Below are 15,010 nucleotides of genomic sequence, written 5' to 3' on the forward strand. Positions count from 1 at the left end.
CGCGGCGCCTTGTGCTCGCGGAAATTGGCCCCAGTTAGAGCTCTTCCCCACGGCGCTGGACCGCTGCCTTACAGCTTGCCTTGCGCCTTCTTCGGGCTGTCAGGAAGCCGTAACGGCGGTCTTGAAAAGTCGTTATAGTAGCAGGTTTAGCCTCCTCCTCTTTCCGCCAGGTCACGGGCCAAGTCTTGGAATAACGCGTGGAACAAATCCGTATCCGTGGGGCTCGCACCCACAACCTGAAGAACGTCAATCTCGACCTCCCGCGTCACAAGCTTGTCGTGATTACGGGCCTGTCCGGCTCGGGTAAATCGTCGCTCGCGTTCGACACGCTCTATGCAGAAGGACAGCGGCGCTACGTCGAAAGCCTCTCCGCTTACGCCCGCCAGTTCCTGCAATTGATGGAAAAACCGGACGTCGATCTGATCGAAGGCCTGTCGCCGGCGATCTCGATCGAGCAGAAAGCGACCTCGCACAATCCGCGCTCCACGGTCGGCACCGTGACCGAGATTCACGACTATCTGCGGCTGCTGTTCGCCCGGGTCGGCACGCCGTACTGCCCGGACCACGAAATTCCGCTGGAGGCGCAAAGCGTCTCGCAGATGGTCGACGCGGCGCTCGCGCTGCCCGAAGACACCCGGTTGATGATCCTCGCGCCCGTCGTGGCGAACCGCAAAGGCGAGCACGTCGAGCTGTTCGAGGAAATGCAGGCACAGGGCTTTATCCGTTTTCGCGTCCGCTCGGGCGGCGGCACCGCCAACGAAGGCGTCGCGAAGATCTATGACGTCGACTCGCTGCCGAAGCTCAAGAAAAACGACAAGCACACGATCGACGTCGTCGTGGATCGCCTGAAAGTGCGCGACGATATGAAGCAGCGCCTCGCGGAATCGTTCGAGACGGCCCTGCGTCTCGCCGACGGCCGCGCGATCGCGCTGGAAATGGATACGGACAAGGAAAAACTGTTCAGCTCGAAGTTCGCCTGCCCGATCTGCTCGTATTCGCTGCAGGAGCTCGAGCCGCGCCTCTTCTCGTTCAACAACCCGATGGGCGCGTGCCCGGAGTGCGACGGCCTCGGCCAGATCACCTTCTTCGATCCGAAGCGGGTGGTCGCGCATCCGTCGCTGTCGCTCGCGGCGGGCGCGGTGAAGGGCTGGGACCGGCGCAACCAGTTCTACTTCCAGATGCTGCAAAGTCTCGCGGCGTTCTACGAGTTCGACATCGACACGGCCGTCGAAGACCTGCCGGAGAAAGTCCGCAAGATTCTGCTGTTCGGATCGGGCAAGCAGGAGATCCCGTTCTCGTACATCAACGAACGCGGCCGTACATCCGTGCGCGAGCACGTGTTCGAAGGGATCATCCCGAATCTGGAGCGGCGCTACCGCGAGACCGATTCGGTCGCGGTTCGCGAAGAGCTCGCCAAGTATCAGAACAACCAGCCCTGCCCGGCCTGTGCCGGCACGCGGCTGCGCCGCGAAGCCCGCTTCGTGCGGATCGGCGCGGACAGCGACGCGCGCGGCATCTTCGAAATCAGCGGCTGGCCGCTGCGTGACGCGCTCGGCTATTTCCAGACGCTGCGGCTCGAAGGCTCGAAGCGCGAGATCGCTGACAAGGTGGTCAAGGAAATCGTCGCACGCCTGATGTTCCTGAATAACGTCGGGCTCGACTACCTGTCGCTCGAACGCAGCGCGGAAACGCTCTCGGGCGGTGAAGCGCAGCGGATTCGCCTCGCCTCGCAGATCGGCTCCGGTTTGACCGGCGTGATGTACGTGCTGGATGAACCCTCGATCGGTCTGCATCAGCGCGACAACGACCGGCTGATCGCCACGCTCAAGCATCTGCGCGACCTGGGCAACTCGGTGATCGTCGTCGAACACGATGAAGACATGATCCGCATGGCCGACTACGTGGTCGACATGGGACCCGGCGCGGGCGAGCACGGCGGCATGGTGATCGCCGAGGGTACACCCAGGCAGGTGCAGGCGAACGCGGCCTCGATGACCGGGCAGTATATGTCCGGCGCCCGCAGCATCGAATTCCCGGACGAGCGCAAGGAACCGGACGAACGGCGTCTGCGCATCGTCGAAGCGTACGGCAACAATCTGCAGCGCGTTTCGCTCGATCTGCCGGTTGGCCTCCTGACCTGCGTGACCGGCGTGTCCGGTTCGGGCAAGTCCACGCTGATCAACGACACGCTGTACCACGCGGTCGCGCATCACCTGTACGGCTCGTCCACCGAGCCCGCACCGTACGAATCGATCGAGGGTCTGGAGCATTTCGACAAGGTCATCAACGTGGACCAGTCGCCGATCGGCCGCACGCCGCGCTCGAATCCGGCGACCTACACGGGCCTGTTCACACCGATCCGCGAACTGTTCGCGGGCGTGCCGGCAGCGAAAGAACGCGGCTACGATCCGGGCCGTTTTTCGTTCAACGTGAAGGGCGGGCGCTGCGAATCCTGCCAGGGCGACGGCGTGCTGAAGGTGGAAATGCACTTTTTACCGGACGTCTACGTTCCCTGCGACGTATGCCACGGCAAGCGCTACAACCGCGAAACGCTCGACGTGCAGTACAAAGGCAAGAACATCAGCGAAGTGCTCGACATGACGGTGGAGAACGCCTACGAGTTCTTCAAGCCGGTGCCGGTCGTCGCGCGCAAGCTGAAAACCTTGCTGGACGTGGGTCTGGGCTATATCCGGCTGGGCCAGTCGGCCACCACCCTCTCCGGCGGCGAGGCACAGCGCGTCAAACTATCTTTGGAACTGAGCAAGCGCGACACCGGTCGCACGCTATACATCCTCGATGAGCCAACCACCGGCCTGCACTTTCACGACATCGCCCTGCTGCTGGAAGTCATTCATCGATTGCGAGATCAGGGTAATACGGTCGTGATCATCGAGCATAATCTCGATGTGATAAAAACTGCCGACTGGGTCATCGATCTCGGCCCCGAAGGGGGTGCCGGCGGCGGCCAGATTATTGCGCAAGGCACGCCGGAACAGGTCGCGAAGTCGAAGGCAAGTTTTACCGGTAGATATCTGGCGCCGCTGCTGAAACGCACCGCCAGCAGAAAGTAACGCAGCACAACACGGGTTGGAGACGGAATAAGCCATGGCCAAGCGGAATCAGGCGCGCGACGACGGGGAAGTGCAGGACCTACGCCCACGCCCGGTCAGGCTGACCAGCGACATGAGCCTGCCGAAGCTTTCGGCGGTCGAAATCGGCAGTTACGTGCTGATGCTGATCGGAATGTGGGGGGTCATCGAACTGAAGCTGCTTGGCGCCTTGCTGGCCGGGCTGCTCGTGTTCCAACTCGTGCACACCATCGCACCGCGCATTGAGCGGCACATGTCGAGTCAACGCGCGCGCTGGCTCGCGGTGGTGATTCTCTCGGCGGTGATAGTCGGCGCACTCACGGGCCTGACGCTCGGCATCATCGAGCACTTCGAGAACGACGTGCCGAGCGTGCAGAAACTGCTCGATCAGGCGATGCAGTTGATCGACCAGGCGCGCGGCCGGATTCCCCAGTTCATCGCCAACTATCTGCCGGTCGACACCGAGCAGATGAAGACCAAGGCGACCGAGCTGATGCAAACGCACGCGAACATGCTGCAGCAAAGCGGCAAGACCGCGGCGCGCGGCTTCACGCATATCCTGATCGGCATGATCATCGGGGCGATCATCGCGGTCGGGGCACAAAAGCATATGCAACGGCTGCCGCTATCCACGGCATTCGTCACGCGCGTGACCCGTTTCGCCGATGCCTTTCGCCGCATCGTATTCGCTCAGGTCAAGATTTCCGCGATCAACGCGGTCTTCACCGGCATCTTCCTGCTGGTGATCCTGCCGCTCTTTCACGACACGCTGCCGCTCTCCAAGACGCTCGTGCTGGTGACGTTCATCGCCGGCTTGCTGCCGGTGATCGGCAATCTGATCTCGAACACGATCATTGTCGCGGTGGCGCTCTCGGTGAGCTTCCCGGCGGCGATCATGTCGCTGATATTCCTGATCGTGATTCACAAGCTGGAATACTTCCTGAATGCACGTATCGTCGGCGGTCAGATCGAGGCGCGCGCCTGGGAATTGCTGATCGCGATGCTCGTGATGGAAGCCGCGTTCGGTCTGCCCGGTGTGGTCGCGGCGCCGATCTTCTACGCGTACATCAAGCGGGAATTGATTTATCTGCGGCTGGTGTAAGCAGATAGCAGCTAGCGAAAAAGCGGCACCTGGGTGCCGCTTTTTTTATGCTCAGAAGTCGATGCGCGTTCAGCGATAACGTGCGCGGCAAGGTCGCACCCTGATATTGCATCCGTCGAGATCGCCCCGGCGATGCCGCTTGAATGGCGCTCCCGATACAGCGCACCGAAGCTCGCCTCGAGGCCACGAGTGATGCTGGCATCGAACGCCAGCGACGACGCGCTTACGGGAAACTTGCAGTCGGTGGCACAATTCCATAAGATGAGAACAATTCCCATTCGCACTATGTCTTTACCGTGATATCGTTTCAGAGTCCCTGCCGCTTTTCGCCAATTCGTCCATGAGGCGGCAGCTCGTCCGCCTGCACCGCTGGTTCGGTATCGCCATTGCGCTGTTTCTGTTCGTTGCCGGCCTGACTGGCGCGATCATCGCGTGGGATCATGAACTCGATGCGGCGCTGAACCCGACGTTCTTCAAAGCCCGCACCACCGGCCCGGCGCTGTCGGGGCTCGAGCTGGCACGTCGCGTCGAAGCGGCTGATCCACGCCTGCAGGTCACGTATCTGCCGCTCGCCGCAGAACCCGGCCACACGTTGCAAATGATGGTGCTGCCGCGCACCGACCCCGCCACGCAGCAGCCCTACCCGCTCGACTTCAATCAGATCGCCGTCGACCCCGCCACCGGCGACATACAAGGGCGCCGTGAATGGGGCGCCGTTTCGCTCGCGCGGCTCAATCTGATTCCGTTCATCTACAAGCTGCACTACACGCTGCACCTGCCGTTCACCGGCGGTATCGATACCGGCACGTGGCTAATGGGCATTGTCGGGATCGTGTGGTTGTTCGATAGCGTGATCGCGCTATGGCTGTCGTTTCCGAGCCTCAAGGCATGGCGCAAGTCGTTTGCGTTTCGCCTGGGGCGTGGCGGCTATGCGCTCACCTTCGATCTGCACCGCTCGGGCGGCGTGTGGATCTGGGGCCTGCTGGTGATTGTCGCGCTGACGTCGGTGTCGATGAATCTGTCGGGACCGGTCGTACGGCCCGTCGTATCGATGTTCTCGGCGCTCACGCCGGACCCCATCAACAACCCCGAAATTCTGCGCAAACCCCAGCCCGGCGATCAGGTGCTGAGCCGCGAGCGCATCGTGCAGCTGGCCGAGCAAGCCGGTAAAGCACAGAACCTGAAGGTACCGCCGGGCGGCGTCTACTACGCGGAATTGCTGCGCGCCTACGGCGTCGGCTTCTACGCCGCCGGCAACGATCACGGCGACCTCGGTCTCGGCAATCCGTGGATGTATTGGGACGCGGCCACCGGCAAGCCGCTAGGCGTGCAGATTCCCGGCAAAGGCACGGCCGGCGACATCTTCATGCAGGTGCAATTCCCGCTGCACTCGGGACGCATCCTCGGTCTCGGCGGGCGGATTGTGATCAGCGCGATGGGGCTTGCAGTCGCCGTGCTGAGCGCAACGGGACTGCTGATCTGGCTGAAGAAACTGAATGCGCGCCGCCGTTCGGCACAGAACTCACGGCTCGCCGAAGGCGCGCGGGAGGCAGGCAGGACCGCCATGCGGTCCTGATCCTCTGCTTAACGAAACACCACGGTCTTGCTGCCGTTCAGCACGACGCGATGCTCGACGTGCCACTTCACCGCACGCGCGAGCGTCACGCATTCGACGTCACGGCCGATCGCCGTGAGTTGCTCCGGCGTCATGCTGTGATCCACCCGCTCCACTTCCTGCTCGATGATCGGACCTTCGTCGAGATCCGTCGTCACGTAGTGCGCGGTTGCGCCGATCAGTTTCACGCCGCGGTCGAACGCCTGGTAATACGGCTTCGCGCCCTTGAAGCTCGGCAGGAACGAGTGGTGAATGTTGATCGCGCGGCCGGCAAGAGATTCGCAAAGCTGCGGCGACAGAATCTGCATGTAGCGCGCGAGCACCACCAGATCGACCTGATGCTCACCGATCACTTCGAGCACGCGCGCTTCCTGCGCGGCCTTCGCATCCGGTGTGCCACCCAGCAGCGGAAAGTGATGGAACGGAATGTCGTAGCTGGCCGCGAGCTGATAAAACTCCTTGTGATTCGAGATGATTGCCGGAATCTCGATACCCAGTTGACCGGTGCGATAACGGAACAGCAAGTCGTTCAGGCAATGGCCGATCTTCGACACCATGATGACGACGCGCGGCTTCACCGATGCATCATGCAACTCCCAACGCATGCCGAACTGCTCAGCCAGCGCCGCGAACGACGTACGCAACACCTCCAGGCCCGGATCGCCGCCCACCTGCTGGAAATGCACGCGCATGAAGAACTCGCCCGTGCGGCCGTCGCCGAATTGCGCGGAGTCAAGAATATTGCTGCCACGCTCGAACAGAAAGCCCGAAACCGCGTGGACGATGCCGGGCCGGTCGGCGCACGACAGTTTGAGGATAAAGCTGTGATCGGTCGACATGACCTGGGTGACTCCCTTCTTCAGTGCGTGGTGTGTTCTGTGTGTCCTGCTCGATACCGCGTGACAGGGCGTAAGCCGGCCTGTTCGTCGCGCTCGCGCCCGGCTCGCACTTATACGAGCGTGGGCGGCGCGAACAAGGTCTCGATGCCCGCACACGCGTCTTCGTCGATCCAACGGCGGCGCAACAGGCAATCCAGCGTGGCGAGACTCGCATCCACGGTCATCGCGCCTTCCTCGATCCAGCGCGCGACTTCGTCGATGCGTGCGAGTCGGTGTTCGCCCACTTCGCCGTCCTGATTGCGCGGCGCGAAATCGGCCGGCAACGCGAGGTCGTAGATAAAAATCTGTTCGGCCTGCGTACCTTCCGGCAACGATTGCAGCACATGCGCGGTGCGGCCAGCCGTGGCGCGCGCGGCGATCTCTTCGGGAATACCGGCTTCTTCCCAGCACTCCTTGACGATCGTCGCCTCGACGCCGAAACCCCAACCGATTCCGCCCGCCACGACGTTGTCGAGCATGCCCGGGTCGGTTGCCTTGGTGTCGCTGCGGCGCGCGATCCACAATTGCGGTGCGCCATCCGCGTATTCTACGACGCCGTTCAGATGCACCGCGTAGGTCATCGTGCCGAAGAGGCGCGACGCCGCGCGTTCAATGTACGCGAGCGGCGGCGCATCGAACGCATTGCGGATCGCGTAAGTCTCGTTGCGCCAGCCGGGAATGCGGCCCTCGGCGGCAAGCGCGCCGATCACAGAGCCGAGCGCCGCACTGCGCAGATCGACCGTGTTGAACACTGGCGCGAGCGTCACGCGCCGCTGTTCCACACGGTCGATTTCAAACACATCGGGCCAGCGCTCGAGCAAGGGCATATCGGTCAAACGAATCCAACCGACCTGCTCCGCGCCGATCCAGAACGGCAGATGCGCGCGACTATCGAAACGGCGCGCGGCGGTGATGCAAGGCAAAGTCATTCAAAGCTCCAACTGTTCTTCTGGCGAGCCCGGCCGCTCATTCAACCGCTCAGGCGGCCCCACTCACTTCGATCACATCAATCACGCAAGGCGACGCGAATCCCGATCGCGATAAAGGTCGCGCCGGCGAGCCGATCGAGCCACACACCCACGCGCGGCCGACGCTTCAACCAGCCGCCGATCATTCCCGCGCAAACGCCGAACAGCGAAAACACCACCACGGTCTGCAACATGAACAACACGCCGAGTTCGAGCATCTGCACCGTCACGCTTTGCGTGCCGTGCGGCTGCACGAATTGCGGCAGGAACACGACGAAGAAGAGCGTCACCTTCGGATTCAGCAGATTGCCGAGCACGCTTTGACGGAACACCGCCATCAACGGTTGCGGCGCGCGCTCGTGCGCGGTGGCGAGGCCCTGGCTGCGCAGCGCCTTGATGCCGATCCAGATCAGATACGCGGCGCCGGCCAGCTTGATCACCTCAAACGCAACCGGCGACGAGCGCAACAGCGCGGCCACGCCAAGCGCGGCGAGGGTGGTGTGGAATGTGATGCCGGCAGCAAAGCCGAGTGCGGCGACGAGGCCCGCCGCGCGGCCTTGTGAGATGCCGCGCGCGAGCACTTGCAGATTGTCGGGACCGGGCGCCATGGTGATCGCAATCGAGGTCGCGAGGAACAGCAGGAAGTTGGGCATCTTTCTTACCTTCTTTGTGTGCAGGAAGAAGTTCGCGGGCAGCGCTCAGTGGCCGCTCAATGGCCGCCGAATTCAGTCACGGTGTAAAGCGGCAGCCCCGCTTTGCGCAATAGAGCCGAGCCGCCAAGGTCGGGCAAATCGATGATCGCCGCACCTTCGACCACCACCGCGCCCAGCCGCTCGAGCAGAATCTTGCCGGCCATCATCGTGCCGCCGGTGGCGATCAGATCGTCGACGATCACGACACGGTCGCCCGGCTTGCAGGCGTCCTCGTGAATCTCGACGGTGGCGGTGCCGTATTCGAGCTCATAGGATTGCGCGACCCGCTTGTACGGCAGCTTGCCCTGCTTGCGGATCGGAATGAAGCCGAGGTTCAGTTCATAAGCCAGAATCGGCCCGATGATGAAGCCTCGCGCATCCAGCCCTGCAACGTAGTCGAGCTTCGCGTCGATATAGCGCTGGACGAACAGATCGATCAGCACGCGCAGTGACTTCGGCTCCTGCAGGAGCGGCGTGATGTCGCGAAACTGCACGCCCGGTTGCGGCCAGTCGGGCACCGTGCGGATATGGCTTTTGATGTAGTCGGCCGCATCGAGCGGCGCGCTCGCGAGCGCGTTGGACATGATGTCTCCGGATGGACCTCGACAGGTCCGATGAAATGCCAATTCAGGTGTGGGCGGCGAGATACGGCTGGTTCGGGCGCTGCCGCCAGGGAAGGCCAGCCAGACGTCAACCCGGAACCACCCCGGCGAGATCATGCCACGCCAACCTTACGCGCTAGGCTGCGGCGGCGCCCGCCCGGCGATGCTTCGAAAGCCGCTCTTCGGCTTCGGCCAGCCGTTCGGGCAGACCACGCAACACCACAATGTCGCTCGCGCGCAGCTTGGTGGACGGGTCCGGCTCCACGCCGCGAATACCGTGCCGCCGGATTGCCGTCACCTCGACGCCCAGATCGAACAGACCCAGTTCCGCCAGCGTGCGGCCTACCGCGTCCGAGTTTTCGTCGACCGGCACCGATTGTAGCCGCACCTGTTCGTGACCGTCGTCGTCTTCGACGTCGTCCGCGCCGTGGAAATAGCCGCGCAGCAGCGCGTAGCGCTCGTCGCGCATTTCCTCGACCCGCCGCACCACGCGCCGCATCGGCACGCCCATCAGCACCAGCGTATGCGAAGCCAGCATCAGACTGCCCTCGACGATTTCAGGAATCACCTCGGTTGCGCCAGCGGCCAGCAGCTTTTCCAGGTCGGCGTCGTCGACGGTACGAACGATCACCGGCAGCGTGGGTTCCAGCTCGTGAATGTTGTGCAGCACGCGCAATGCCGACGGCGTGTTCGCGTAGGTAATCGCAATCGCCGCGGCGCGATGGATACCCGCGGCAAGCAGCGATTCGCGCCGCCCCGCGTCGCCGAACACCACCGATTCACCCGCCGCCGCCGCGGCCTGCACGCGATCGGGGTCCAGGTCCAGCGCCACGTACGACAAGCCCTCGTGCTCCAGCATGCGCGCCAGATTCTGCCCCGCCCGGCCATAGCCGCAGATAATCACGTGGCCGCTTTGCTTCAGGCTCTGCGTCGCGATACGCGTCATCTGCAAGGACTGCATCATCCATTCCGTCGATGACAGCCGCAGCACGATTCGATCCGCATTCTGGATCAGGAACGGCGCGGCCAGCATCGAGAGCAGCATCGCCGCGAGAATCGCCTGCAACAAGGTGGCGTCGACGAGATGCTTGTCGAGAATCAGGTTCAACAGCACGAAGCCGAATTCGCCGGCTTGCGCGAGGCCGATACCGGTACGCATCGCGACACCCGGCGACGCCCCGAACAGGCGCGAGAGCCCGGTCACCATCACCGCCTTCAGCAGGATCGGGCCGACCAGAAAGCCGAGCACGATGAACGGGTGCTCCCAAACCACGCGCGGATTGAGCAGCATGCCGGTCGTGATGAAGAAGAGGCCGAGCAACACGTCGCGAAACGGTTTGATGTCCTCTTCCACCTGATGCCGATAAGGCGTTTCGGCGATCAACATGCCGGCGATGAACGCGCCGAGCGCAAGCGACAAGCCGAATTTGTCCGTGATGAACGCCGCGCCGAGCGTGACCAGCAACAGATTGAGGATGAACAGTTCCTGCGAACGGCGCCGCGCCACCACGTTGAACCAGCGCGTCATGAAGCGCTGACCCACGATCAGCAGCAGGGCGAGAGCCACGACGATCTTGATGGCCGCCACCCCGAGCGCGCTGACGAGATCTTTCGAATCGCCGCCCAGCGCCGCAATGACGATCAACAGCGGCACCACGGCCAGATCCTGGAACAGCAGCACCCCGAAGATATTGCGGCCGTGCTCCGTTTCGATCTCGAGCCGCTCGGCCAGCATCTTGCTCACGATCGCCGTGGACGACATCGCCAGCGCGCCGCCCAGCGCCACGCTCGCCTGCCACGTGATATGCACCCAGCGCTCCAGCACGAAGCCGAGCGTGACCGCCACCGCAATCGTGCCGATCACCTGCAGCAGGCCAAGGCCGAACACGAGCCGGCGCATGGAGCGCAGTTTGGAAAGCGAAAATTCCAGCCCGATGGAGAACATCAGAAACACGACGCCGAATTCGGCGAGGTTCTGTGCGCCCACCGAATCCGGAACCAGGCCGAACGCATGCGGCCCGACCACGATGCCGACCGTCAGATAGCCAAGCATCGGCGGAAGATTCAGGAAGCGAAAGACCACCACGCCCGCCACCGATGCCAGCAGCAGGAACAGCGTCATTTCGAGCGGGGAAATCATCGGCAAAAACGCATCGGTAAAGCGTCCTCGTTCGTCAGCGGAACCGCGCACGCCAAACGCCGTGCGACAAGGTTGTGGGGCCGTTAAAGACAGTAATAAAGGCAGTGGCTAGGGACAGCAGGCCCGGCGCGGCGAACAAGCGCCTTTGCTATACTCCGCGAATGATAGCGAAAATCAATGGCGACCGGGCACTCGCGCTCGCTCGCGACGTGCTCGACATCGAAGCGGACGCCGTGCGCGCGCTTCGCGATCAACTCGACGATGGTTTCGTCGGGGCGGTCGACTTCATCCTGGGCTGCCGCGGACGCGTCGTCGTTTCCGGCATCGGCAAATCCGGCCACGTGGCCCGCAAGCTCGCGGCCACGCTCGCCAGCACCGGCACACCGGCGTTCTTCGTTCACCCGGCGGAAGCAAGCCACGGCGACCTCGGCATGGTCACGGCAGACGACGTCTTCCTCGCGCTGTCCAATTCCGGTGAAACTGAAGAACTCGTGGCGATCCTGCCGCTCATCAAGCGGCTCGGCGCCAAGCTGATTGCCATGACGGGCCGCCCGTCATCGAGTCTCGCACAACTCGCCGACGTGCATCTGAATTCTGGCGTGTCAAAAGAAGCCTGTCCGATGAATCTTGCGCCCACCGCCAGCACCACCGCCGCGCTCGCGCTCGGCGATGCACTCGCGGTCGCGGTACTGGACGCGCGCGGCTTTGGCCGCGACGACTTCGCCCGCTCGCATCCGGGCGGCGCGCTCGGCCGGCGCCTGCTTACTTATGTCCGCGACGTGATGCGCACCGGTGAACAGGTACCGAAGGTGACGCCCACGGCCACCGTGCGCGACGCGCTGTTCCAGTTGACCGCCAAGCGCATGGGCATGACGGCGATCGTCGATCACGACGATCGCGTGACCGGCATTTTCACCGACGGCGACTTGCGCCGCGTGCTTGAACGCGACGGCGATTTCCGCGAACTGTCGATCGCCTCGGTGATGACCGCCGGCCCGCGCACGATCGGTCCGGATCAACTTGCTGTCGAAGCCGTGGAACTGATGGAGCGCCATCGCATCAATCAGATGCTGGTCGTCGACGAGGCAGGCAAGCTGATCGGCGCACTCAATATGCACGACCTGTTTTCGAAGAAGGTGATCTGATGCCCGTCGCGCCCCTTACCGCCACTGAACGCGCAAGCCGCGTCAAGCTGATGATTTTCGACGTCGACGGCGTGCTGACCGACGGCGGCCTGCTGTTTACGGCGGAAGGCGACACCATGAAGGCGTTCAACTCCATGGACGGCCACGGCATGAAGCTGCTGCGCGAGGCCGGCATCGAGACGGCGATCATCACCGGGCGCAAATCGGGCATCGTCGCGGCGCGGGTGAAGGAAATGAATATCACGCACGTCTATCAGGGCGTGCAAGACAAACCCCAGGCGTTTGCCGACCTGCTCAAGCAAACCGGCCTCACAGCGGAACAGTGCGGCTACATGGGCGACGACTGGGTCGACCTCGGCGTGATGCTGAAGGTCGGCTTCGCGGCGGCGCCGGCCAATTCGCACCCTGAAGTGATCGCGCGTGCCCATTGGGTCAGCGAGGCGCGCGGCGGCCACGGCGCGGCACGGGAAGTCTGCGACACCCTGCTGCGCGCGCAGCACAAATATGAAGCGCTGCTCGCGGCAGCCTGTAGCGGCGAACAGCGGGGCCTCGTCGGATGAATCAGTTTCGCTGGACCTCGCTGATTCCGCTCGTCGCAATGGCGGCGCTCGCCGGCATTACGTGGTGGCTTCTGCAGGCCACGCTGCCGCGGCCAAACGAAAGCCTGGTGCGCCCCAAGGAGCACACGCCCGACTATTTCGCGGACAACTTCTCGGTGTCCGAACTCGATCAATCGGGTTCGACGCAATACCGTCTGACCGCCCAGTCCCTCATTCATTACGAGGACGACGAGCTGAGCGATCTGGTCAAGCCGGCCATGCGCGCGTTCCAGCCGGGCAAGCCGATTGTCACCGCGACCGGCGACACCGGCACGGTCAACGCCGACGCCTCGATCGTCAATTTATACGACAACGCGCGCATCATACGGGCCGCCGGCAACGGCGATCCGCAGATGCAGGCCGATTCGCAGCATTTTAGGGTGCTGGTCAACGACGATGTGATCGAGACCGAAAAGCCGGTTAAACTTCAGCGCGGCATGTCTGTGATGACTGCCAGCGGCATGAACTACAACAACGTCACCCGGGTGATGCAGCTGTTCGGCAATGTGAAGGGCGCGATTGCCGCGTCCGAAGGCTCCGCCAGCTCGCCCAAGCAACCCGGGTAATCCATTCCAGGCGTGACTGCATGAACGAATCGTTCCCCCGTTTTGACACCGGCCGCTCGCGCACCCTGTCCGCGTGCCGCGCCGGACTCGCTGCGCTGATCGTCGCGTTGCCGCTCGCCGGCTTCGCGCCGCTTGCGCACGCCGACCGCGCCGACAAGGACAAGCCGCTGAACGTCGAAGCGGACAACATGACTTACGACGACCTCAAACAGGTCAACATCTTCACCGGCCATGTGGTCGCCACCAAAGGCACGATCGTGATCAAGGCCGATCGGGTCGAAGTGACGCAAGACCCACAGGGCTATCAGTACGCCACCGGCACATCGAGCGGCGGCAATCTGTCGTATTTCCGCCAGAAACGCGAAGGTCTTGATGAATACATCGAAGGCACGGCCGTTCGTATCGACTACGACGGCAAGCAGGATCTGACCACGCTCACCACCAACGCTACCGTGAAGCGCCTGCAAGGCCTCTCGACGGTAATGGATCAGGTGCACGGCAGCGTCATCACATATGACGGCCAGAACGACTTCTACACCGCAAAGGCAGGCAAGGACGTCGCCAGCCCGGGCAACCCGACTGGCCGCGTGCGCGCGATGCTGTCGCCACGCAATGGCGGCCCCGTGCCGTTGAACGGCGCGTCTGCCACGCTCGCGCCGTCCACCACGATCCAGGGAGCACCGAGTCAGTGAGTTCTTCCGCGTCCCTCCCCAATCGCAAACCGGCCGGCACCAGCAGTTCGCTGGTGGTCCGTAACCTGAAAAAACGCTACGGCTCGCGCACCGTCGTCAAAGACGTCTCGCTCGACGTGAAAAGCGGCGAAGTGGTTGGTCTGCTCGGTCCGAATGGCGCCGGCAAAACCACCTCGTTCTATATGATCGTCGGCCTCGTGCCGCTCGACGCGGGTGAAATCGATCTGGACGGCAAATCGATCAGCTTGCTGCCGATTCACAAGCGCGCGTCGCTGGGCTTGTCGTATCTGCCGCAGGAAGCATCGGTATTCCGCAAGCTCACCGTCGAGGAAAACATTCGCGCGGTGCTGGAATTGCAGGTCGAAGACAACGGCAAGCGGCTCAGCAAGGACACCATCACGAACCGCACCGAGGCCTTGCTCGACGAACTGCAGATCGCTCACCTGCGTGAGAATCCGGCACTGTCGCTATCCGGCGGCGAGCGCCGGCGGGTTGAAATCGCACGTGCGCTGGCTACCAATCCAAGCTTTATTCTGCTCGACGAACCGTTCGCCGGTGTCGATCCGATCGCGGTGCTGGAAATCCAGAAGATCGTCAAATTTCTGAAGCAGCGTAATATCGGCGTGCTGATCACCGACCACAACGTGCGCGAGACCCTCGGCATTTGTGATCACGCTTACATCATCAGCGACGGCAGCGTGCTGGCCGCCGGTGCGCCAAGCGACATCATCGAAAACGAAAGCGTGCGGCGCGTCTATCTGGGCGAACACTTCCGCATGTAAGTGCACAAGGGATTACCGGCGATGCGAGCGCGCACCCGCCGGACCCTTTGCGGCATCCCCACATCAGCATTTTTGACCTGGGCCGTCCCGCGCCCAGCGCCGCCGAAAACGGGCGCACGCGTAATTGCGAATGTCGCAAT

14 protein-coding genes are annotated in these 15,010 nt (G+C 63.0%); 8 read left to right on the plus strand and 6 right to left on the minus strand.

What is annotated here, in order from left to right; all coding sequences use genetic code 11:
• Window positions 1-197: 197 nt before the first annotated feature.
• Window positions 198-3,071, plus strand: coding sequence for an excinuclease ABC subunit UvrA (gene uvrA / locus BCY88_RS11270; RefSeq protein ID WP_120344333.1), 2,874 nt, complete (start codon window positions 198-200; stop codon window positions 3,069-3,071).
• Window positions 3,072-3,105: 34 nt separating this feature from the next.
• A complete protein-coding gene (locus tag BCY88_RS11275; protein ID WP_120344334.1) occupies window positions 3,106-4,191 on the plus strand; it encodes an AI-2E family transporter in 1,086 nt (361 codons plus the stop codon).
• 11 nt (window positions 4,192-4,202) lie between these two features.
• On the opposite strand, the gene BCY88_RS11280 is transcribed toward BCY88_RS11275, so the two are convergent.
• Window positions 4,203-4,469 carry a hypothetical protein gene (locus BCY88_RS11280; RefSeq protein ID WP_120344335.1) on the minus strand — a complete coding sequence of 89 codons (267 nt, stop codon included), beginning with the start codon at window positions 4,467-4,469 and terminating at the stop codon, window positions 4,203-4,205.
• A 62-nt stretch (window positions 4,470-4,531) separates the two neighbouring features.
• Here BCY88_RS11280 and BCY88_RS11285 point away from each other — a divergent pair, with 62 nt between their 5' ends.
• Entirely contained in the window at window positions 4,532-5,767 is a 1,236-nt protein-coding gene (locus BCY88_RS11285; protein ID WP_120344336.1) for a PepSY-associated TM helix domain-containing protein, read from the plus strand.
• 8 nt (window positions 5,768-5,775) lie between these two features.
• On the opposite strand, the gene purU is transcribed toward BCY88_RS11285, so the two are convergent.
• The 5 genes from purU to BCY88_RS11310 all read right to left on the minus strand — a co-directional run bounded on the left by purU (window position 5,776) and on the right by BCY88_RS11310 (window position 11,086).
• A complete protein-coding gene (gene purU, locus BCY88_RS11290) occupies window positions 5,776-6,645 on the minus strand; it encodes a formyltetrahydrofolate deformylase (protein ID WP_120344337.1) in 870 nt (289 codons plus the stop codon).
• A 110-nt stretch (window positions 6,646-6,755) separates the two neighbouring features.
• Entirely contained in the window at window positions 6,756-7,613 is an 858-nt protein-coding gene (locus tag BCY88_RS11295; protein ID WP_120344338.1) for an NUDIX hydrolase, read from the minus strand.
• Between the two features lie 77 nt (window positions 7,614-7,690).
• Complete coding sequence (locus BCY88_RS11300) at window positions 7,691-8,305, minus strand: LysE family translocator (RefSeq protein WP_028199098.1); 615 nt, start codon at window positions 8,303-8,305, stop codon at window positions 7,691-7,693.
• Window positions 8,306-8,361: 56 nt separating this feature from the next.
• Window positions 8,362-8,928: an adenine phosphoribosyltransferase gene (locus BCY88_RS11305; RefSeq protein ID WP_120344339.1), complete on the minus strand. Its 567-nt coding sequence runs from the start codon at window positions 8,926-8,928 to the stop codon at window positions 8,362-8,364.
• 154 nt (window positions 8,929-9,082) lie between these two features.
• Complete coding sequence (locus BCY88_RS11310) at window positions 9,083-11,086, minus strand: monovalent cation:proton antiporter family protein (RefSeq protein ID WP_120344456.1); 2,004 nt, start codon at window positions 11,084-11,086, stop codon at window positions 9,083-9,085.
• Window positions 11,087-11,247: 161 nt separating this feature from the next.
• On the opposite strand from BCY88_RS11310, the gene kdsD reads away from it, so the two are divergent.
• From kdsD to lptB, 5 genes are read left to right on the plus strand one after another with little or no spacing between them, the layout of a single operon-like run.
• Window positions 11,248-12,231, plus strand: coding sequence for an arabinose 5-phosphate isomerase KdsD (kdsD, locus tag BCY88_RS11315; RefSeq protein ID WP_120344340.1), 984 nt, complete (start codon window positions 11,248-11,250; stop codon window positions 12,229-12,231).
• Entirely contained in the window at window positions 12,231-12,791 is a 561-nt protein-coding gene (locus BCY88_RS11320) for a KdsC family phosphatase (RefSeq protein WP_120344341.1), read from the plus strand. Before kdsD ends, BCY88_RS11320 begins: the two co-directional genes overlap by 1 nt.
• Entirely contained in the window at window positions 12,788-13,396 is a 609-nt protein-coding gene (gene lptC, locus BCY88_RS11325; protein ID WP_120344342.1) for an LPS export ABC transporter periplasmic protein LptC, read from the plus strand. The genes BCY88_RS11320 and lptC overlap by 4 nt, the downstream gene beginning before the upstream one ends.
• A gap of 20 nt (window positions 13,397-13,416) precedes the next feature.
• Window positions 13,417-14,088 carry a lipopolysaccharide transport periplasmic protein LptA gene (lptA, locus tag BCY88_RS11330; protein WP_120344343.1) on the plus strand — a complete coding sequence of 224 codons (672 nt, stop codon included), beginning with the start codon at window positions 13,417-13,419 and terminating at the stop codon, window positions 14,086-14,088.
• A complete protein-coding gene (gene lptB, locus BCY88_RS11335) occupies window positions 14,085-14,870 on the plus strand; it encodes an LPS export ABC transporter ATP-binding protein (RefSeq protein ID WP_120344344.1) in 786 nt (261 codons plus the stop codon). The genes lptA and lptB overlap by 4 nt, the downstream gene beginning before the upstream one ends.
• The last annotated feature ends 140 nt before the right edge of the window (window positions 14,871-15,010 follow it).

Source organism: Paraburkholderia fungorum, assembly GCF_003610895.1.
Classification (GTDB): Bacteria; Pseudomonadota; Gammaproteobacteria; order Burkholderiales; family Burkholderiaceae; genus Paraburkholderia; species Paraburkholderia fungorum_B.

What these genes read in the sequence shown, in the direction of transcription:
- BCY88_RS11275 (WP_120344334.1), top strand. Translation starts at nt 3,106, where the DNA reads ATGGCCAAGCGGAATCAGGCGCGCGACGACGGGGAAGTGCAGGACCTA.
- BCY88_RS11280 (WP_120344335.1), bottom strand. Translation starts at nt 4,469, where the DNA reads ATGGGAATTGTTCTCATCTTATGGAATTGTGCCACCGACTGCAAGTTT.
- BCY88_RS11285 (WP_120344336.1), top strand. Translation starts at nt 4,532, where the DNA reads ATGAGGCGGCAGCTCGTCCGCCTGCACCGCTGGTTCGGTATCGCCATT.
- purU (WP_120344337.1), bottom strand. Translation starts at nt 6,645, where the DNA reads ATGTCGACCGATCACAGCTTTATCCTCAAACTGTCGTGCGCCGACCGG.
- BCY88_RS11295 (WP_120344338.1), bottom strand. Translation starts at nt 7,613, where the DNA reads ATGACTTTGCCTTGCATCACCGCCGCGCGCCGTTTCGATAGTCGCGCG.
- BCY88_RS11300 (WP_028199098.1), bottom strand. Translation starts at nt 8,305, where the DNA reads ATGCCCAACTTCCTGCTGTTCCTCGCGACCTCGATTGCGATCACCATG.
- BCY88_RS11305 (WP_120344339.1), bottom strand. Translation starts at nt 8,928, where the DNA reads ATGTCCAACGCGCTCGCGAGCGCGCCGCTCGATGCGGCCGACTACATC.
- BCY88_RS11310 (WP_120344456.1), bottom strand. Translation starts at nt 11,086, where the DNA reads ATGATTTCCCCGCTCGAAATGACGCTGTTCCTGCTGCTGGCATCGGTG.
- kdsD (WP_120344340.1), top strand. Translation starts at nt 11,248, where the DNA reads ATGATAGCGAAAATCAATGGCGACCGGGCACTCGCGCTCGCTCGCGAC.
- BCY88_RS11320 (WP_120344341.1), top strand. Translation starts at nt 12,231, where the DNA reads ATGCCCGTCGCGCCCCTTACCGCCACTGAACGCGCAAGCCGCGTCAAG.
- lptC (WP_120344342.1), top strand. Translation starts at nt 12,788, where the DNA reads ATGAATCAGTTTCGCTGGACCTCGCTGATTCCGCTCGTCGCAATGGCG.
- lptA (WP_120344343.1), top strand. Translation starts at nt 13,417, where the DNA reads ATGAACGAATCGTTCCCCCGTTTTGACACCGGCCGCTCGCGCACCCTG.